22 protein-coding genes are annotated in these 19,241 nt (G+C 68.5%); 2 read left to right on the top strand and 20 right to left on the bottom strand.

Translation table 11 applies throughout. From position 1 onward, the window contains the following. Positions 1-34: 34 nt before the first annotated feature. From rpsQ to AQJ30_RS30490, 18 genes are all read right to left on the bottom strand, one after another. Positions 35-319 (bottom strand): 30S ribosomal protein S17, encoded by a 285-nt coding sequence (rpsQ, locus tag AQJ30_RS30405; protein WP_039656223.1) that lies wholly within the window; start codon positions 317-319, stop codon positions 35-37. Further along, on the bottom strand, positions 316-540 hold the full coding sequence (gene rpmC / locus AQJ30_RS30410) for a 50S ribosomal protein L29 (RefSeq protein ID WP_059079052.1): 225 nt from the start codon (positions 538-540) through the stop codon (positions 316-318). Before rpmC ends, rpsQ begins: the two co-directional genes overlap by 4 nt. Beyond that, complete coding sequence (gene rplP, locus AQJ30_RS30415) at positions 540-959, bottom strand: 50S ribosomal protein L16 (protein WP_009190136.1); 420 nt, start codon at positions 957-959, stop codon at positions 540-542. Before rplP ends, rpmC begins: the two co-directional genes overlap by 1 nt. Before the next feature lie 5 nt (positions 960-964). After that, entirely contained in the window at positions 965-1,789 is an 825-nt protein-coding gene (gene rpsC / locus AQJ30_RS30420; RefSeq protein WP_067240354.1) for a 30S ribosomal protein S3, read from the bottom strand. Further along, positions 1,789-2,136, bottom strand: coding sequence for a 50S ribosomal protein L22 (gene rplV, locus AQJ30_RS30425; protein ID WP_003974262.1), 348 nt, complete (start codon positions 2,134-2,136; stop codon positions 1,789-1,791). Before rplV ends, rpsC begins: the two co-directional genes overlap by 1 nt. Positions 2,137-2,180: 44 nt before the next feature. Further along, a complete protein-coding gene (rpsS, locus tag AQJ30_RS30430) occupies positions 2,181-2,462 on the bottom strand; it encodes a 30S ribosomal protein S19 (protein ID WP_067240355.1) in 282 nt (93 codons plus the stop codon). Positions 2,463-2,474: 12 nt separating this feature from the next. Beyond that, complete coding sequence (gene rplB / locus AQJ30_RS30435) at positions 2,475-3,311, bottom strand: 50S ribosomal protein L2 (RefSeq protein WP_067240357.1); 837 nt, start codon at positions 3,309-3,311, stop codon at positions 2,475-2,477. Positions 3,312-3,351: 40 nt separating this feature from the next. Next, positions 3,352-3,771 carry a 50S ribosomal protein L23 gene (gene rplW, locus AQJ30_RS30440; RefSeq protein ID WP_067240359.1) on the bottom strand — a complete coding sequence of 140 codons (420 nt, stop codon included), beginning with the start codon at positions 3,769-3,771 and terminating at the stop codon, positions 3,352-3,354. Continuing rightward, complete coding sequence (gene rplD, locus AQJ30_RS30445) at positions 3,771-4,427, bottom strand: 50S ribosomal protein L4 (protein WP_067240360.1); 657 nt, start codon at positions 4,425-4,427, stop codon at positions 3,771-3,773. The genes rplW and rplD overlap by 1 nt, the downstream gene beginning before the upstream one ends. 7 nt (positions 4,428-4,434) lie before the next feature. Beyond that, positions 4,435-5,079 (bottom strand): 50S ribosomal protein L3, encoded by a 645-nt coding sequence (rplC, locus tag AQJ30_RS30450; protein ID WP_020135811.1) that lies wholly within the window; start codon positions 5,077-5,079, stop codon positions 4,435-4,437. Between the two features lie 17 nt (positions 5,080-5,096). Further along, entirely contained in the window at positions 5,097-5,405 is a 309-nt protein-coding gene (gene rpsJ, locus AQJ30_RS30455) for a 30S ribosomal protein S10 (RefSeq protein WP_003948644.1), read from the bottom strand. A 437-nt stretch (positions 5,406-5,842) separates the two neighbouring features. Further along, positions 5,843-6,277, bottom strand: a complete 435-nt coding sequence (locus tag AQJ30_RS30460) for a hypothetical protein (protein WP_067240362.1) — start codon at positions 6,275-6,277, stop codon at positions 5,843-5,845. Positions 6,278-6,429: 152 nt separating this feature from the next. Next, entirely contained in the window at positions 6,430-6,780 is a 351-nt protein-coding gene (locus AQJ30_RS30465) for a hypothetical protein (protein ID WP_067240364.1), read from the bottom strand. A 220-nt stretch (positions 6,781-7,000) separates the two neighbouring features. Continuing rightward, complete coding sequence (gene tuf, locus AQJ30_RS30470; protein WP_067240366.1) at positions 7,001-8,194, bottom strand: elongation factor Tu; 1,194 nt, start codon at positions 8,192-8,194, stop codon at positions 7,001-7,003. A gap of 153 nt (positions 8,195-8,347) precedes the next feature. Beyond that, complete coding sequence (gene fusA / locus AQJ30_RS30475) at positions 8,348-10,474, bottom strand: elongation factor G (RefSeq protein ID WP_067240368.1); 2,127 nt, start codon at positions 10,472-10,474, stop codon at positions 8,348-8,350. A gap of 39 nt (positions 10,475-10,513) precedes the next feature. Then, the gene (gene rpsG / locus AQJ30_RS30480; protein ID WP_067240370.1) at positions 10,514-10,984 is read right to left on the bottom strand and encodes a 30S ribosomal protein S7; all 471 of its coding nucleotides are present in this window, start codon (positions 10,982-10,984) and stop codon (positions 10,514-10,516) included. A 2-nt stretch (positions 10,985-10,986) separates the two neighbouring features. Next, positions 10,987-11,358, bottom strand: coding sequence for a 30S ribosomal protein S12 (gene rpsL / locus AQJ30_RS30485; RefSeq protein ID WP_003948652.1), 372 nt, complete (start codon positions 11,356-11,358; stop codon positions 10,987-10,989). Positions 11,359-11,609: 251 nt separating this feature from the next. Next, positions 11,610-12,581, bottom strand: coding sequence for a glycosyltransferase family 2 protein (locus tag AQJ30_RS30490; protein WP_281200974.1), 972 nt, complete (start codon positions 12,579-12,581; stop codon positions 11,610-11,612). A gap of 227 nt (positions 12,582-12,808) precedes the next feature. Here AQJ30_RS30490 and AQJ30_RS30495 point away from each other — a divergent pair, with 227 nt between their 5' ends. Continuing rightward, positions 12,809-14,083, top strand: coding sequence for a glycosyltransferase family protein (locus AQJ30_RS30495; RefSeq protein WP_067240372.1), 1,275 nt, complete (start codon positions 12,809-12,811; stop codon positions 14,081-14,083). Between the two features lie 31 nt (positions 14,084-14,114). Here AQJ30_RS30495 and AQJ30_RS30500 read toward each other — a convergent pair whose 3' ends face one another. Next, positions 14,115-14,594 carry a DUF1707 and DUF4190 domain-containing protein gene (locus tag AQJ30_RS30500; RefSeq protein ID WP_067240374.1) on the bottom strand — a complete coding sequence of 160 codons (480 nt, stop codon included), beginning with the start codon at positions 14,592-14,594 and terminating at the stop codon, positions 14,115-14,117. 287 nt (positions 14,595-14,881) lie between these two features. Between AQJ30_RS30500 and AQJ30_RS30505 the strand changes: the two genes are divergently transcribed. Beyond that, positions 14,882-15,151, top strand: a complete 270-nt coding sequence (locus AQJ30_RS30505; RefSeq protein ID WP_067240376.1) for a hypothetical protein — start codon at positions 14,882-14,884, stop codon at positions 15,149-15,151. Between the two features lie 104 nt (positions 15,152-15,255). Here AQJ30_RS30505 and AQJ30_RS30510 read toward each other — a convergent pair whose 3' ends face one another. Beyond that, the gene (locus AQJ30_RS30510) at positions 15,256-19,155 is read right to left on the bottom strand and encodes a DNA-directed RNA polymerase subunit beta' (protein ID WP_067240377.1); all 3,900 of its coding nucleotides are present in this window, start codon (positions 19,153-19,155) and stop codon (positions 15,256-15,258) included. Positions 19,156-19,241: the final 86 nt, after the last annotated feature.

The following is a 19,241-nucleotide window of genomic DNA, read 5'->3' on the forward strand; positions in this document are numbered from 1 at the left end:
TGGCGGAACTCTCCTGCGGGAATGCCCGCAGGAATTACTTGGCCTTCTCGAGGATCTCGACGACGCGCCAGCGCTTCGTCGCGGACAGCGGCCGGGTCTCCATCAGGAGGACGCGGTCGCCGACACCCGCGGCGTTCTGCTCGTCGTGCGCCTTGAGCTTGTTCGTACGGCGGATGACCTTGCCGTACAGCGCGTGCTTGACGCGGTCCTCGACGGCGACGACGACGGTCTTGTCCATCTTGTCGCTGACGACGAGACCCTCACGGGTCTTGCGGAAGCCGCGCGCTTCCTTGTTCTCAGTCACGTTGCTCTCGCTCATGCGTTCTCCACCGTTTCGATGCCCAGCTCACGCTCGCGCATCAGGGTGTAGATCCGCGCGATGTCCTTACGGACGGCCTTCAGCCGACCGTGGTTTTCGAGCTGACCCGTGGCCGCCTGGAAGCGGAGGTTGAACAGCTCTTCCTTGGCCTCGCGGAGCTTGTTGAGGAGCTCCTCGTTGCCCAGCTCGCGCAGCTCGGACGCCTTGGTACCGGCCGACATCACGCTTCACCTGCCTCGCGCTTGACGATCCGGCACTTCATCGGCAGCTTGTGGGCCGCACGCGTCAGCGCCTCACGGGCGATCTTCTCGTTGGGGTACGACAGCTCGAACATGACGCGTCCGGGCTTGACGTTGGCGATCCACCACTCCGGGGAACCCTTACCGGAACCCATGCGGGTCTCGGCCGGCTTCTTGGTGAGGGGACGGTCCGGGTAGATGTTGATCCAGACCTTGCCGCCACGCTTGATGTGGCGGGTCATCGCGATACGGGCCGCCTCGATCTGGCGGTTCGTCACGTAGGCCGGGGTCAGCGCCTGGATGCCGTACTCGCCGAACGCAACCTGCGTGCCACCCTTGGACATGCCGTTGCGCTTGGGGTGGTGCTGCTTGCGGTGCTTGACCCTACGGGGGATCAGCATGGTGGTCAGGCCTCCGTTCCGGTGCTCTCAGCCGGAGCGGCGGCGGGCGCGTCGGCCTGGGGGGCCTCGGCAGCCGGAGCCTGCTGCTGCGGCTTGCGACCGCGCCGCTCGCCACCGCGGCCACCACGGGCCGGGCGGTCGGCGCCACCGCGGGCCGGGCGGTTACCCGCACGGGCGGCAGCGTTCTCGGCGCGGACCTCGGCGATGTTCTTCACGTCGCCCTTGTAGATCCAGACCTTCACGCCGATGCGGCCGAAGGTCGTCTTGGCCTCGAAGAAGCCGTAGTCCACGTTCGCGCGGAGCGTGTGCAGGGGCACGCGGCCCTCGCGGTAGAACTCCGAGCGGGACATCTCGGCGCCGCCGAGGCGGCCACCGCACTGGATCTTGATGCCCTTGGCGCCGGCCTTCATGGCGGACTGCATGCTCTTGCGCATGGCCCGACGGAAGGAGACGCGGGAGGAGAGCTGCTCGGCGACGGCCTGGGCCACGAGCTGAGCGTCCGTCTCGGGGTTCTTGACCTCGAGGATGTTCAGCTGGACCTGCTTGCCGGTGAGCTTCTCGAGGTCGCCGCGGATGCGGTCGGCCTCGGCGCCACGGCGGCCGATGACGATGCCCGGACGAGCGGTGTGGATGTCCACCCGCACGCGGTCACGGGTGCGCTCGATCTCGACCTTGGAGATGCCGGCGCGCTCCATGCCGGACGTCATCATCCGACGGATGGCGACGTCTTCCTTGACGTAGTCCTTGTACAGCTTGTCGGCGTACCAGCGCGACTTGAAGTCGGTGGTGATGCCGAGCCGGAACCCGTGCGGGTTTACCTTCTGGCCCATTACCGGGTTCCTTCCTTGCTGCTGACGACCACGGTGATGTGGCTGGTCCGCTTGCGGATCCGGTAGGCGCGGCCCTGGGCACGCGGCCGGAACCGCTTCAGGGTCGGGCCCTCGTCGACGTACGCCTCGGAGATGAAGAGGCTGTCGGCGTCGGTGTGGTCGTAGTTGTGCGCGGCGTTGGCAATGGCGCTGTCCAGCACCTTGCCCACCGGCACCGAGGCGGCCTGCGGAGCGAATCGCAGGACGGCCTGGGCCTCCGTGGCGTCCATGCCACGGATGAGGTCCACCACGCGGCGGGCCTTCATGGGCGTGACGCGGATGTACCGCGCCTGGGCCCTGGCTTCCATGGTTGTCCCTTCAGTTACTTACGTGTCTGAATGCGATCCGCTGCCTAGCGGCGCTTCGACTTCCGGTCTTCCTTGACGTGACCCCGGAAGGTGCGCGTCGGCGAGAACTCGCCGAGCTTGTGCCCGACCATCGACTCGGTGACGAACACCGGGATGTGGGTCTTGCCGTTGTGCACCGCGATCGTGTGCCCGAGCATCGCCGGGATGATCATGGAGCGCCGAGACCAGGTCTTGATGACGTTCTTGGTGCCGGCTTCGTTCTGAGCGTCCACCTTCTTGGCGAGGTGGTCGTCGACGAAGGGCCCCTTCTTCAAGCTACGAGGCATCTCAACCCGTCCTTAGCGCTTCTTGTTCGTCTTGCGGCGGCGGACGATGTACTTGTTGCTCGCCTTCTTGGGAGAACGAGTACGACCTTCCTTCTGACCCCAGGGGCTGACCGGGTGGCGACCACCGGAGGTCTTGCCCTCACCACCACCGTGGGGGTGGTCAACCGGGTTCATCGCCACACCGCGAACGGTCGGGCGGACGCCCAGCCAGCGCTTGCGGCCGGCCTTGCCCCAGTTGATGTTGCTCTGCTCGGCGTTGCCGACCTCGCCGACCGTGGCGCGGCAGCGCTGGTCGACCAGGCGGATCTCACCGGAGGGCATGCGGAGGTGGGCCATCGAGCCCTCCTTCGCGAGCAGCTGCACGGAGGCACCGGCGGAGCGGGCGAACTTGGCGCCGCCGCCCGGACGAAGCTCCACGGAGTGGATCGTCGTACCGACCGGGATGTTGCGCAGCGCCAGGTTGTTGCCGGGCTTGATGTCGGCCGAGGGGCCGTTCTCGATCCGGTCGCCCTGGTTGAGGCCCTTGGGGGCCAGGATGTAGCGCTTCTCGCCGTCCGCGTAGTGCAGGAGCGCGATGCGCGCGGTGCGGTTCGGGTCGTACTCGATGTGCGCGACCTTCGCCGGCACGCCGTCCTTGTCGTGACGACGGAAGTCGATCACGCGGTAGGCGCGCTTGTGGCCACCGCCCTGGTGGCGGACGGTCACACGACCGGAATTGTTACGGCCGCCCTTGCTGTGCAGGGGACGGACCAGCGACTTCTCCGGCGTGGACCGCGTGACCTCGACGAAGTCGGCGACGCTGGAGCCACGACGGCCCGGAGTCGTCGGCTTGTACTTGCGGATACCCATTTCTCAGTCCTCGTCCGATATCGAACGATCCGGACCTCCGTCAGGAGGTCGGACCGCCGAAGATGTCGATACGGTCGCCCTCGGCGAGGGTCACGATCGCGCGCTTGGTCGCCGCACGCTGGCCGAAGCCGGTGCGGGTCCGCTTGCGCTTGCCCTGGCGGTTGATCGTGTTGACCCCGGTGACCTTGACCGAGAAGACCGCCTGGACGGCCTCCTTGATCTGGGTCTTGTTGGCCCGCGGGTCGACGACGAACGTGTACTTGTTGTCGTCGAGCAGCGCGTAGCTCTTCTCGGACACGACCGGCTTCAGCAGGACGTCACGGGGGTCCGTGTACGCCTTGCTCGCCGGGGTGACGACGGTGTTCTTGCCCTCGGCGGCGTGGCGGCGCGCCTTGGCGACGCGCGCGGCCTTGGCGGCCTTCGCCGCCTTGGAGGCAATGCTCGGGTGACGCGTAGCCATCAGGCGTCGCTCCCTTCGGTGTCGTTGGCCTTCGGGCCGGCGACGAAGGACTCGAGAGCGGCCTGGGTGAAGACCACGTCGTCCGAGACGATCACGTCGTACGTGTTCAGCTGGCCCGGCTCCAGGATGTGGACCTGGGGCAGGTTGCGGGCGGACAGCCACGCGGCCTCGTCGGCGCGCTCGACGACCAGGAGCAGGTTCTTGCGCTCCGAGATCTTGCCGAACAGGCTCTTCGCGGCCTTGGTGGACGGGGTCTCGCCCTCGATCACGCCGGAGACGACGTGGATGCGGTTCGCGCGGGCCCGGTCGGTGAGGGCGTGCCGCAGGGCGGCGGCCTTCATCTTCTTCGGGGTGCGCTGCGAGTAGTCGCGCGGCACGGGACCGTGCACGACGCCACCACCGGCGAACTGCGGCGCGCGGGTCGAACCCTGGCGGGCGCGGCCGGTGCCCTTCTGGCGGTACGGCTTCTTGCCGCCACCACGGACTTCACCGCGGGTCTTGGTCTTGTGCGTGCCCTGGCGGGCAGCCGCGTTCTGCGCGACGACGACCTGGTGGATCAGCGGGATGCTGACCTTCTCCACGCCGAAGATCTCCGCGGGGAGCTCGACGCTACCGGTCTTCTCGCCGGCAGGCGAAAGGATGTCAACAGTGCTCATCGGTACCTCAGGCCCCCTTGGCCGCGGTGCGGACCAGGACGAGGCCGCCGTTCGGACCGGGAACCGCGCCCTTGATGAGCAGCAGACCCTTCTCCGCGTCAACGGCGTGGACGGTCAGGTTCTGGGTGGTGACGCGCTCGTTGCCCATGCGACCCGCCATGCGGAGGCCCTTGAACACACGGCCCGGGGTGGCGCAGCCACCGATGGAACCGGGCGAGCGGTGCTTGCGCTGGGTGCCGTGTCCGGCGCCGAGGCCCTTGAAGTTGTGACGCTTCATGACGCCGGCGAAGCCCTTGCCCTTGCTCTTGCCGGTCACGTCGACCTTGATGCCGGCCTCGAACACCTCGGCGGTGATCTCCTGGCCGAGGGTGTACTCGCTGGCGTCAGCGGTACGGATCTCGACGAGGTGGCGGCGGGGAGTGACGTCGGCCTTGGCGAAGTGGCCCTTGAGGGGCTTGTTCACCTTGCGCGGGTCGATCTCGCCGAACGCGATCTGGACGGACTCGTAGCCGTCGACGTCGTTCGTGCGGACCTGGGTGACGACGTTGGGGCCGGCCTTGACGACGGTGACCGGAACAACGCGGTTGTTCTCGTCCCACACCTGCGTCATGCCGAGCTTCTCGCCCAGGATGCCCTTGATCTGCTTAGCCATCGTTCAGATCACCGGCCTCAGAGCTTGATCTCGATGTCGACACCGGCCGGGAGGTCGAGTCGCATCAGAGAGTCAACGGTCTTGGGGGTCGGGTCGAGGATGTCGATCAGGCGCTTGTGCGTGCGCATCTCGAAGTGCTCGCGCGAGTCCTTGTACTTGTGCGGCGACTTGATGACGCAGTACACGTTCTTCTCAGTGGGCAGCGGCACCGGGCCCGCGACCGACGCACCGGTACGGGTCACCGTCTCGACGATCTTCTTCGCCGAGGAGTCGATGACCTCGTGGTCGTAGGCCTTGAGCCGGATGCGGATCTTCTGTCCCGCCATGGCTACTCAGTAGTCCTGTCTCTTCTTACGCTCCGGAACCCGGTGGTTCCGCCTTCTCCTCCGACCCACGCGGTCGGGCGTGTCGCGCTCCCGCTGACACAGATGTCCCTTGTTCGAACATCCCTGCGGGGAATGCACACGGCCCTTCCGGAACCGCAGACCGGGGGCGAAGGCCCACCGGGCGCCTGGCCGGTGCCGCACTGCACTTCCCGGAAGATTCCCGTACGTCCGCCCCAGCGCTGCCATGTGGCAGTTAGGGCGACGAGTACTGTGGGACTCGCTTCCGGTCCCCCCGGCGGGAGGCGCACAGCATCAACACTCGACCGAGCAACTCGGACAGTCTGCCACACGGGACGGGGGCCTGGCCAATCGAGCCGGAGAGAATACCCCGCGAGTGACGTACGTCAAACACAAGGCCGGGCGCACGCCGCCCGGCCTCACGCGTGGCGCACGGCTCCCGGGCGGCTGCCCTCGAAGGCCTCCAGGAAGTCCCGCACGACGTCGCGGGAGAACGGGTCCGTGTCCGGGTCCGCCGGCGTCACCACGCTGACCGCGTAGAGGACCTCCCCGAGCGGCTGGCGATGGGCCCGGTAGAAGACGGCGTAGGCACCCCGTCCCGCGGCGTCCGGACCGTGGCCGGCACCCTCCCGGGCGTCCTCCCCCGGTCGGCTCGGGGAGAACGTGACGGCCGACGGCCGGCCCTCCTCCCCGGGCTCCGGCAGGTACCAGTCGCCGAGCGCCTCCGGCGGCAGCGGCTCCCCGTCCACGTGCAGTCCGGGCCAGCGCTGCTGGGCGCGGCGGACGAAGCGGAACATGGCGTGGAACAGCGACGAGTCCGCGACGAAGTCCGTCGCGTAGCCGGTCGGCAACATCTGTCCTCCGTGCCGTGGATGCCGTCGTGCGGGTGCGGTGGGGCGGCCTCGGCCGCCGCCGGACCCCCGTCAGCCTAGAGATCCGGCCCCTCCCCCGGGTGCCGCACCGCCGATTCCGCCCGCTCCTCGGCGCGCCGGGTTGACGCGGCGGCTCAAGAACTCCCCCAGGAGCGCCGGCCGGCGCCCCCGCGTCCCTGGCCCGCCGAGCGCGTCCCGGAGGGCGTACGGGGCCGACGCGGGGCGACAGGGCCCCGTCCCGTGCGACGGCCGACGGCCAGGCTCAGCGCGCCCGCCCCGAGCCCGATCAGGCCGAGCCGCACGCACCACTGCCCGGCCAGCCCGTGCCCGCACAGCGGCTCCACCGCGAGCAGGGCCGTGCCCAGCGGGAAGCTGGCCACGACGACGGCCAGCACCAGCGGGAAGGGCGGCTCCGTGGTCAGGGTGAGCAGGGAGCCGGCCAGCACGACGACGACGGCGACGACGACAAGCACGGCGGTGTCCATGCCTCCACCCTTACGGGCGTCGACGCGCCGGGCGTCCGCCAGGAGCACGAACGGCGCCTGGGCCCCGGGACGGACTCGGTGTCCCCCCTGAGGACTACACGGCCCCGCCCGGCGGCTGTGCCGGGGCATGCGAAAGGGCCCGTACGAACGAGTCGTACGGGCCCCCTCAGATGCTCGCAGCTGGAGCTACCGGGTCATCGGACCCAAGCAAGCGGAGTGCTTACTTGACGATCTTGATGACCTGGCCGGCGCCGACGGTCCGGCCACCCTCACGGATGGCGAACTTCAGGCCCTCCTCCATGGCGACGGGCTGGATCAGCTCGACGCGCATCTCGGTGTTGTCGCCCGGCATGACCATCTCGGTGCCCTCGGGGAGGTGCACGACGCCGGTCACGTCCGTGGTACGGAAGTAGAACTGCGGGCGGTAGTTGTTGAAGAACGGGGTGTGACGGCCACCCTCGTCCTTCGACAGGATGTAGGCCTGGGCCTCGAACTCGGTGTGCGGGGTGACCGAGCCCGGCTTGATGATGACCTGGCCGCGCTCGACGTCCTCGCGCTTGATGCCGCGGAGCAGCAGACCGACGTTCTCACCGGCCTGGCCCTCGTCGAGCAGCTTGCGGAACATCTCGATGCCGGTGACCGTGGTGGTGGTCTTCTCGGTCTTGATGCCGATGATGTCGACGGTCTCGTTGACCTTGAGGACACCACGCTCGATACGGCCGGTGACGACCGTACCGCGACCGGTGATCGTGAAGACGTCCTCGATCGGCATCAGGAACGGCTTGTCGACGTCACGCTCGGGCTCCGGGATGGACTCGTCGACGGCCTTCATCAGGTCGAGGACGGACTGCGTCCACTGGGCGTCGCCCTCCAGCGCCTTCAGCGCGGAGACGCGGACGACCGGCAGGTCGTCGCCCGGGAACTCGTACTCGGACAGGAGCTCACGGACCTCGAGCTCGACGAGCTCCATGATCTCCTCGTCGTCCACCATGTCGGCCTTGTTCAGGGCGACGACGATGTACGGCACGCCGACCTGGCGGGCCAGGAGCACGTGCTCCTTGGTCTGCGGCATCGGGCCGTCGGTGGCGGCGACCACGAGGATGGCGCCGTCCATCTGCGCCGCACCCGTGATCATGTTCTTGATGTAGTCCGCGTGACCGGGGCAGTCGACGTGGGCGTAGTGACGGGTCTCCGTCTGGTACTCGACGTGCGCGATGGAGATGGTGATACCGCGCTGGCGCTCCTCGGGCGCCTTGTCGATGTTGTCGAACGCGGTGGCCTCGTTCAGGTCCGGGTACGCGTCGTGCAGCACCTTGGTAATGGCGGCCGTGAGGGTCGTCTTACCGTGGTCGATGTGACCGATGGTGCCGATGTTGACGTGCGGCTTAGTCCGCTCGAACTTCGCCTTCGCCACTGGGGTCCTCCTGGGAGTGGTTCTGGTACGCCTTACTTCATCGGCGCCAGGTGATCTTTGCTGTTAAGTCCCGGGCCCCGGGGCAAACACCTTTTTCGGGCGTTTGCCCCGCGAGGCTCCGGGGTCAAGCCTAAGGCGTCGGAACGCGGTGCGTTACTCGCCCTTGGCCTTCGCGATGATCTCCTCGGCGACGTTCCGCGGAACCTCGGCGTAGGAGTCGAACTGCATGGAGTAGCTGGCGCGGCCGGACGTCTTGCTGCGCAGGTCGCCGACGTAACCGAACATCTCCGAGAGGGGCACGAGACCCTTCACGACGCGGGCACCGGCCCGCTCCTCCATGGCCTGGATCTGGCCACGGCGGGAGTTGATGTCGCCGATGACGTCACCCATGTAGTCCTCGGGCGTGGTGACCTCGACGGCCATCATCGGCTCGAGCAGCACGGGGCTGGCCTTGCGCGCGGCCTCCTTGAAGGCCTGCGAGCCGGCGATCTTGAACGCGAGCTCGGAGGAGTCCACCTCGTGGTAGGCACCGTCGAGCAGCGTGACGCGTACGCCGGTCATCTCGTAGCCCGCGAGGATGCCGAACTGCATGGCCTCCTGGGCGCCGGCGTCGACCGAAGGGATGTACTCCTTCGGGATGCGACCACCGGTCACCTTGTTCACGAACTCGTACGAGGTGTCGCCGCTCTCGATCGGCTCGACCGCGATGATGACCCGACCGAACTGACCGGTACCACCGGTCTGCTTCTTGTGGGTGTACTCGACCTTCTCCACAGCCTTGCGGATGGTCTCGCGGTACGCGACCTGCGGCTTGCCGACGTTGGCCTCGACCTTGAACTCACGGCGCATGCGGTCGACCAGCACCTCGAGGTGCAGCTCGCCCATACCGCCGATGATGGTCTGGCCGGTCTCCTCGTTGGTGGAGACCTGGAAGGACGGGTCCTCCTCGGCCAGGCGCTGGATCGCGACGCCCAGCTTCTCCTGGTCGCCCTTCGACTTGGGCTCGATGGCGACCTGGATCACCGGCGCCGGGAAGTCCATGGACTCCAGGATCACCGGGGACTTCTCGTCGGACAGCGTCTCACCGGTGGTGGTCTGCTTCAGGCCCATGACGGCGACGATGTCGCCGGCGCCCACCGACTCGATCTCCTCACGCTTGTTGGCGTGCATCCGGTAGATCTTGCCGATGCGCTCCTTGCGGCCCTTGACGGAGTTCAGCACCGAGGTGCCGGACTGCAGGCGGCCGGAGTACACGCGGACGAAGGTGAGCTTGCCCAGGTGCGGGTCGCTCATGATCTTGAACGCCAGCGCGGAGAGCGGCTCGTCGTCCGAGGGCTTGCGCTTGATGACCGTCTCCGGGTCCTTGACGTCGTGGCCCTCGATGGCCTCGATGTCGACCGGGGACGGCAGGTAGCGCACGACAGCGTCGAGCAGGGGCTGGACGCCCTTGTTCTTGAACGCGGTGCCGCAGAACACCGGGGTCACGGTGGTGCCGGTGCCCTTGCCGGACGCGATGGTGATACGACGGACCGCGGCGTACAGCTGCTCCTCGGTGGGCTCCTCGCCCTCCAGGTACAGCTCCATGATCTCTTCGTCGTTCTCGGCGACGGCCTCGACCAGCTTGGCGCGCCATTCCTCGGCGGCCTCGGTGTGCGTGGCCGGGATGTCGACGATGTCGTACATCTCGCCCTTGGTCGCCTCGGCGGACCAGACCAGGGCCTTCATCTTCACCAGGTCGACGACGCCCTTGAAGTCCGCCTCGGCGCCGATCGGCAGCTGCATGACGAGCGGCTGGGCGCCCAGGCGGTCGGTGATCATGTCGACGCAGCGGTGGAACTCGGCACCGGTGCGGTCCAGCTTGTTGACGAAGCAGATCCGCGGAACGCCGTAGCGGTCCGCCTGGCGCCACACCGTCTCGGACTGGGGCTCTACGCCGGCGACGCCGTCGAACACCGTGACAGCACCGTCGAGCACGCGCAGGGAGCGCTCCACCTCGACGGTGAAGTCCACGTGGCCCGGCGTGTCGATGATGTTGATGGTGTGGTCGACGTCTTCCAGCGACCAGTGACAGGTGGTGGCAGCAGAGGTGATCGTGATGCCACGCTCCTGCTCCTGCTCCATCCAGTCCATGGTGGCGGCGCCGTCGTGGACCTCACCGATCTTGTAGGACACACCGGTGTAGAACAGGATCCGCTCGGTGGTGGTCGTCTTGCCCGCGTCGATGTGGGCCATGATGCCGATGTTGCGCACCTTGGCCAGGTCAAGCGAAGTGGTAGCCATAAGGCTTCAGTCTTCTCTCGGTCTCGATGTGGGTTGCGACTACCAGCGGTAGTGCGCGAAGGCCTTGTTGGACTCGGCCATCTTGTGCGTGTCCTCGCGCTTCTTCACAGCGGCACCCAGGCCGTTGCTGGCGTCGAGGAGCTCGTTCAGCAGACGCTCGGTCATGGTCTTCTCGCGACGGGCGCGGGAGTAACCGACGAGCCAGCGCAGCGCCAGGGTGTTGGCACGACCGGGCTTGACCTCGATCGGGACCTGGTAGGTGGCGCCACCGACACGGCGGGACTTGACCTCGATGGTCGGCTTGATGTTCTCGAGCGCGCGCTTGAGCGTGATGACCGGGTCGTTGCCGGTCTTCTCGCGCAGGCCCTCCATGGCGCCGTAGACGATGCGCTCGGCGGTGGAGCGCTTGCCGTTCAGCAGCACCTTGTTGATGAGGGAGGTCACCAGAGGAGAACCGTAGACCGGGTCGATGATGACCGGGCGCTTCGGGGCGGGGCCCTTACGAGGCATTCTTACTTCTCCTTCTTGGCGCCGTAACGGCTGCGAGCCTGCTTGCGGTTCTTGACACCCTGGGTGTCGAGCGAGCCGCGGATGATCTTGTAGCGAACACCCGGCAGGTCCTTCACACGGCCGCCGCGCACGAGCACGATGGAGTGCTCCTGCAGGTTGTGTCCCTCACCCGGAATGTAAGCGGTGACCTCGATCCCGCTGGTCAGACGCACACGCGCGACCTTACGCAGGGCCGAGTTCGGCTTCTTCGGGGTGGTCGTGAACACACGCGTGCAGACGCCCCGACGCTGAGGGGAACCCTCGAGTGCGGGCGTCTTGTTCTTCTCGACCTTGTCCTGCCGGCCCTTGCGGACCAGCTGCTGGATCGTAGGCACTACTTCTCCGGTTTCTGTGTGCCGATGGGTACAGCTAACCTGGAACGTCGCCGACCCACGCGGTCGGGTGTGTCGAATCCCGCGGACCCCCGCCACCGGGGTGGAGGAAAGCGCGGATTGCGGTGGCCGCTCAGGGACCCCGTGTGCGGTTCGAAGGCACGCACAAGGGCCAGGGCACACCCCAGGCACAAGGTCTGAGCGTACCCAGCGCACGTACTCCGGTCAAAACAGAAACCGGAGAGCCCGCCTCCCTACCACAGGGAACGCCGGCGTGCGACCGGGGATTCCTCGGCCGAGTCGTGGCCCACGTAGTACGACGGCCGGTTCTGCACCGCCGTGTAGATCCGGGCGACGTACTCGCCGAGCAGTCCCACGCAGATCAGCTGCACGGCACCGATGAAGAGCACCCCGGTGAACAGGGACGTCCACCCCGGCACCGTGCGGCCGAGTGCGTACGCCCCCAACGTGTACCCCATCAGACCGAGGCACACCAGGAACGCGCAGCCGCCGAGCCAGGTGGCCAGCCGCAGCGGCGCCGCCGAGAAGCTGGTCACACTGTCCACCGCGAGCCGGATCATCCGCCCCAGCGGGTATTTGCTGCGCCCGGCCGTGCGCGGGGCGCGCTCGTAGGTGACCCGCCCGCTGGGGAACCCCAGCCAGGGCACCAGCAGCCGGTAGACGCGCTGCTGGTCCGGCAGCTCCTTCAGCGCGTCCACCGCGGCCCGGCTGAGCAGCCGGAAGTCGCCCGCCTGATCGGGCACGGACGGTCCCGCGAGCCGGCGCACGAGCCGGTAGTACACGGCCGCCGTCCACCGCTTGAAGCCGGTGTCGCTCGCCCGGTCGGCGCGGACGCCGTAGACGATGTCCAGGCCCTCGTCCCGGGCCAGCCGCAGCATCTCGGGGATCTTCTCGGGCGGGTCCTGGAGGTCGGCGTCCAGGCTCACGACGTACTCCCCCACCGCCCGGTCCAGCCCAGCGGTCAGCGCGGCCTGGTGGCCGCAGTTGCGGCGCAGCCCTATGACCCGCAGCTCCGGCCAGCCGAGCCGGAAGGCCGCGAGCAGGTCGGCGGTGCGGTCGGTGCTGCCGTCGTCGACGGCGACGAGCTCGTAGGGCACGCCCAGGGCGTCCAGGACCGGGCGGAGCCTGCCGACGAGGGCGGGCAGGGCCTCCTCCTCGTCGTACATCGGTATGACGACCGACAGCACGGTCGTCCCGGCCGGCACCCCGGACCCCGCGGGGGTGCCGGATCGCGCCGATCCCCCGGATCCCGCCAATTCCCCGGGCTCACCGGATTCCTCGGACACCCGCCCCTCCCCCCTCCGTCGCGCACGTGCGACTCTGTGGCCGCACGCACACGACTCTGTTGTGATCTTATGACTGGCACGTTCACGACCCACCGGACAGCGGGACGCCCCGTGGCCCGGCGGTCGGCCGAGGGGGGACCGCGGGGATGAGCACCGCTTCCAGGGACACGGCGGAGGACTCCGCCCGCCCCGGCGAACGGGCCGGACGGCCCCGCACGGGCCGCCTGTCGCTGCCGCCCGCCGCCCGACCCTACGTGCCCCCGCTCGTCCTGTACGGCGTCACCAAGCTCGTCGGCCTCACCATCTTCGCGTGTCTGCTCGAGTACGCCGGGGACTACCGGAAAAAGGAGCCGCGGTTCGGCGGCGGCGCCCACTGGTGGGACGTGCTGCAGACCTGGGACGGCTGGTGGTACCTCCAGGTCGCCGAGAAGGGCTACGAGCCGCGGCCCCTCCAGCCGCTGGCGCCGGGCGGGCTGTTCACGGTCCAGCAGAACTCGGTCGCCTTCTTCCCGCTGTACCCCGGCCTGACTCGGGGCACCTCCGAGGTCACCGGCCTCGGCCTGTACGGCTCCGCGATCCTGGTGTCCGTGCTGGCGTCCTTCGTGGCGGCCGCCGGCATCTACGCGGTGGTCTCGACCCTGGCCGGCACGCGCGCGGGGACGATCGCCGCCGGACTGTGGGCGGTCGCGCCCGGCGCGGGCGTCGAGTGGGCGGTGTACTCGGAGTCGCTGTTCGTCGCGATCGCCGCCTGGGCCTGCTGGTGCGTGATGACGAAGCGCTGGCTGGCGGCGGGCCTGCTGGCCTTCTTCGCGGGCCTGAACCGGCCCACCTCGGCCGCCCTCATCGGCGCCGTGGGCCTGGCCGCCCTCGTCACTCTGCTGCGGCCGGACAGCCGGCGCGAACAGGGCGTCCTCGGGCCGGTGTACGCGATGGTGGCGGCACCGCTCGGGCTGCTGACCTACATCGCCTGGGTCGGGCTGAGCATGGGCGACCTGACGGCGTACTTCACGCTCCAGCGCGAGGGGTGGGCGCACTACTTCGACGGGGGCGCGTACACCCTGGACGTGCTGCGCAACGTCGCCGTCGGGCACAACGACTACCTGTTCGCGTTCTCCGTCCCGGACCTGCTCGGCGTGCAGCTGGTGATCGCGCTGCCGTTCCTGATCGCGCTGATGCTGCGCAGGAAGCCGCCGCTGGTGCTGGTGGCGTACACCCTGGCGAGCGTCCTGACGGTGCTCGGCACCCAGCAGATGTTCGGGAACACCGGCCGCTACCTGCTGCCCGCCTTCCCGCTGCTGCTGGCGCCCGCGGCCGCCTTGGGCCGGCTGAAGTGGCCGACGCTGGCGGTGTTCTTCACGACGGCGGCGGTGGCGTCGGGCTGGTACGCGCACTACGTGATCTTCGAGCTGGGCATCCCGTAGGAGGCGGGCGTGCGCCCGTCCGGGCACGGCGTCAGGCGCCGGAGGCCGTCGCCAGCGTGAGGATCACCACCACCACCGCCCAGCCCGCGACCGACAGCCAGCCCAGGATCAGGCCGGCCAGCGCGAAGCCGTCACCGCCCTCGCCGGTGCGGCGGATCTCCGAGCGGGCGGTGTGCCCGAGGATCACCGCCGGAATGCCGGTCAGGCCCATGGTCATCGTGGTGAGGATGCCGCACACCATCGCGCCGACCGCCTTGCCGTTGGTCGGCGGGGCGGGCGCCGGCAGGAAGGTGCGCGGGACGGGGGCGGCGTACGGCTGCGGGAGGGCCGGCTGGGCGGCCAGGGGGCCCTGGGGCAGGTCGGCGACGAGCAGGGACAGCTCGCCCACCGTGCGGGCCTCGTAGGCCCGGGCCACCCGCTTCTCGAACTCGGGCTGCTGCAGGCGCCCCTCGCTGAAGCCGGCTCTGAGCACGTCGACGGCACGCTCGCGGTCGGCGTGGGAGGCGAGCATGGCCCCACTGCTCTGCCCCTGCCACGGCTGCCATGGCGACGGATACGACACGGACCCACCTCCCCCGGTGGCTGACTGCCTCCATCATGACCCAACGCGGTGCGGGCGGGCGCGGTTCCCCCCGGGTGGTGTGCCTCCGTCCGTCGTGACGCTACGTCACGAAACGACTTCGGCAAACACGGAGCGACACCACCGGAATACTCGTACACTAGTTCGAACCAGTGGCGCGCCGGTTCCGCTCCGGCGCACCACCGAGGGGACGGCATCACCGTGGAACGGAGAGACCCATGACCGATCCGCCGCACTTCCCGCCCGACCCGACCGCCGTCGCCGTCGAGCTGGAGCGGCTGCGCGGCACCGTCGAGGCCGGCTTCGCCCGGATCGACGGCTCGCTCGCGCTGCTGGTCCAGCGCAGCGACCAGACCGACAGACAGCTCGCCGACCACGAGCAGCGCCTGGAGGCCCTGGAGCGCTCCCGCTGGCCGCTCGCCAGCGTCGGCACGCTGGCCGCCGTCGCCACGGTCCTCGTCACGGCGTGGCAGCTCGCCGGCCGCTGAGCCGCCGCCGGCCCACCGCGGACACACCGAAGGGCGGCCACCCCGTTGCGCACGGGATGGCCGCCCTTCGGCTCGTTTCAGCTACTCACCAGCCGAGCTGCCGCTCACTGGTTGTAGGGACCGTAGTCGTAGTCCTCCAGCGGAACGGCCTGGCCGGAGCCGGTGCCGAACGGCGAGTAGTCGATGTCGTCGTAGCCGACGGCCGAGTACATCGCGGCCTTGGCCTCCTCGGTCGGCTCCACCCGGATGTTGCGGTAGCGGGACAGACCCGTACCGGCCGGGATGAGCTTACCGATGATGACGTTTTCCTTGAGGCCGATGAGGCTGTCGGACTTGGCGTTGATCGCCGCGTCCGTCAGGACTCGGGTCGTCTCCTGGAAGGAGGCGGCCGACAGCCAGGACTCCGTCGCCAGCGAGGCCTTGGTGATACCCATCAGCTGCGGACGACCGGAGGCCGGGTGACCGCCCTCCTGGACCACACGACGGTTCTCCTGCTCGAAGCGGGAGCGCTCGACCAGCTCGCCGGGCAGCAGCTCGGCGTCGCCGGACTCGATGATCGTCACGCGGCGCAGCATCTGCCGGATGATGATCTCGATGTGCTTGTCGTGGATCGACACGCCCTGCGAGTTGTACACCTTCTGGACCTCGCCGACCAGGTGGACCTGGACGGCACGCTGGCCCAGGATGCGCAGCACGTCGTGCGGGTTGGTGGCACCCACGGTGAGCTTCTGGCCCACCTCGACGTGCTCGCCCTCGCTGACCAGGAGTCGGGCGCGCTTCGAGATCGGGTACGCCGTCTCGTCGCTGCCGTCGTCCGGCGTGATGACGATCTTCTTGGTCTTCTCGGTCTCCTCGATCCGCACGCGGCCGGAGGCCTCGGAGATCGGGGCGACACCCTTCGGGGTACGGGCCTCGAAGAGCTCGACGACACGCGGCAGACCCTGGGTGATGTCGTCACCGGCCACACCACCGGTGTGGAAGGTACGCATCGTCAGCTGGGTACCGGGCTCACCGATGGACTGGGCGGCGATGATGCCGACCGCCTCACCGATGTCGACCAGCTTGCCGGTGGCCAGCGAGCGGCCGTAGCACATGGCGCAGGTGCCGACGGCGGACTCGCAGGTCAGGACCGAGCGGGTCTTGACCGTCCCCACACCGTGGCGGACGAGCTCGTCGATGAGCACGTCGCCCAGGTCGGTGCCGGCCGGGGCCAGCACCTTGCCGTCGACCACGATGTCCTCGGCGAGGCAGCGCGCGTACACGGACGTCTCGACGTCGTCCGCCTTGCGCAGCACGCCGTCCGCGCCGCGCTCGGCGATGACGAGCTTGAGGCCGCGCTCGGTGCCGCAGTCCTCCTCGCGGATGATGACGTCCTGGGAGACGTCGACCAGACGACGGGTGAGGTAACCCGAGTCGGCGGTCCGCAGGGCGGTGTCCGCCAGACCCTTACGGGCACCGTGGGTGGAGATGAAGTACTCCAGCACGGACAGGCCCTCACGGAAGGACGCCTTGATCGGACGCGGGATCGTCTCGTTCTTCGCGTTCGACACCAGACCACGCATACCGGCGATCTGACGCATCTGCATCATGTTGCCTCGTGCACCCGAGTTCACCATCATGAAGATCGGGTTGGTCTTCGGGAAGTTGTCGTTCATCGCCTCGGCGACCTCGTTGGTCGCCTTGGTCCAGATCGCGATGAGTTCCTGCGTGCGCTCGTCCTTGGTGATCAGACCGCGCTCGTACTGCTTCTGGACCTTCTCGTCCTGCGCCTCGTAGCCCTTGACGATCTCCTTCTTCGCCTCGGGGACGACGACGTCGGAGATGGCCACGGTGACACCGGAACGGGTCGCCCAGAAGAAGCCGGCCGCCTTCAGGTTGTCGAGCGTCGCCGCCACGATGACCTTCGGGTAGCGCTCGGCGAGGTCGTTGACGATCTCGGAGAGCTGCTTCTTGCCGACCTCGTAGTCGACGAACGGGTAGTCCTCGGGCAGCAGCTCGTTGAAGAGCGCACGGCCCAGCGTGGTCTTCAGCCGGAAGCTGTCACCCTGCTGCCACTCGGGCTCGCCCTCCTCGCGCGCGGGCGGCGTCCAGCCACGCGGCGGGATGGTGCCCACCGGGAAGCGGATGTCGACCGGCGTCTGGAGCGACAGCTCGCCCGCGTCGAACGCCATGATCGCCTCGGCGACGGACGCGAACGAGCGGCCCTCGCCCTTGACGCCCCGGCCCTCGGCGTCCGTGGTGAGGAAGAACAGACCGAGGACCATGTCCTGGGTCGGCATCGTCACCGGACGGCCGTCGGCGGGCTTGAGGATGTTGTTCGAGGACAGCATCAGGATGCGGGCCTCGGCCTGCGCCTCCGCGGACAGCGGCAGGTGCACGGCCATCTGGTCACCGTCGAAGTCCGCGTTGAACGCGGTGCACACGAGCGGGTGGATCTGGATGGCCTTGCCCTCGACCAGCTGCGGCTCGAAGGCCTGGATGCCGAGGCGGTGCAGGGTGGGCGCACGGTTCAGCAGCACCGGGTGCTCGGCGATGACCTCTTCGAGGACGTCGTACACCACGGTGCGGCCGCGCTCGACCATGCGCTTGGCCGACTTGATGTTCTGCGCGTGGTTCAGGTCGACCAGGCGCTTCATCACGAACGGCTTGAACAGCTCCAGCGCCATCGCCTTCGGCAGACCGCACTGGTGCAGCTTCAGCTGCGGACCGACGACGATCACGGAACGCGCGGAGTAGTCCACGCGCTTGCCGAGCAGGTTCTGGCGGAAGCGGCCCTGCTTGCCCTTGAGCATGTCGGACAGCGACTTCAGCGGACGGTTGCCGGGGCCCGTGACCGGGCGGCCGCGGCGGCCGTTGTCGAAGAGCGCGTCGACGGCCTCCTGGAGCATGCGCTTCTCGTTGTTCACGATGATCTCGGGCGCGCCGAGGTCGAGAAGCCGCTTCAGGCGGTTGTTGCGGTTGATGACACGGCGGTACAGGTCGTTCAGGTCGGAGGTCGCGAAGCGGCCACCGTCCAGCTGCACCATCGGACGCAGGTCCGGCGGGATGACCGGCACGCAGTCGAGCACCATGCCCTTGGGGCTGTTGGACGTCTGCAGGAACGCGGAGACGACCTTCAGGCGCTTGAGCGCGCGGGTCTTCTTCTGGCCCTTGCCGGTGCGGATGATCTCGCGGAGCTTCTCGGCCTCCTCGTCGAGGTCGAAGGACTCCAGGCGCTTCTGCAGCGCCGCGGCACCCATCGAACCGTCGAAGTACGTGCCGAAGCGGTCGCGCAGCTCGCGGTAGAGCAGCTCGTCGCCCTCGAGGTCCTGGACCTTGAGGTTCTTGAACCGGGTCCACACCTCGTCGAGGCGGTCGATCTCGCGCTGCGCACGGTCGCGCAGCTGCTTCATCTCGCGCTCGGCACCCTCGCGCACCTTGCGGCGCACGTCGGCCTTGGCACCCTCGGCCTCGAGCTCGGCCAGGTCGGTCTCGAGCTTCTTGGCGCGGGCCTCCAGGTCGGCGTCCCGGCGGTTCTCGATCTGCTGGCGCTCGACCGAGACGTGCGCCTCCAGGGAGGGCAGGTCGCGGGTACGGCGCTCCTCGTCGACGAACGTGATCATGTACGCCGCGAAGTAGATGACCTTCTCGAGGTCCTTGGGGGCCAGGTCCAGCAGGTAGCCGAGCCGGCTCGGGACACCCTTGAAGTACCAGATGTGCGTGACGGGCGCGGCGAGCTCGATGTGGCCCATCCGCTCACGGCGCACCTTGGCGCGCGTGACCTCGACGCCACAGCGCTCGCAGATGATGCCCTTGAAGCGGACGCGCTTGTACTTGCCGCAGTAGCACTCCCAGTCCCGGGTCGGACCGAAGATCTTCTCGCAGAAGAGCCCGTCCTTTTCCGGCTTGAGCGTGCGGTAGTTGATGGTCTCGGGCTTCTTGACCTCGCCGTGGCTCCACTGACGGATGTCGTCAGCGGTGGCCAGGCCGATCCGGAGCTCGTCGAAGAAGTTGACGTCGAGCACTATGCGTCAATCCCTCTCAGGGTCGTGAGTCTGTGGTCTGAAACGGGGGCCTGGGGGTCGGCGGGGGCCACGCGCGGTGGCGGGCC

The sequence above is a fragment of the Streptomyces longwoodensis genome, from assembly GCF_001514125.1.
Taxonomy (GTDB): Bacteria; Actinomycetota; Actinomycetes; order Streptomycetales; family Streptomycetaceae; genus Streptomyces; species Streptomyces longwoodensis.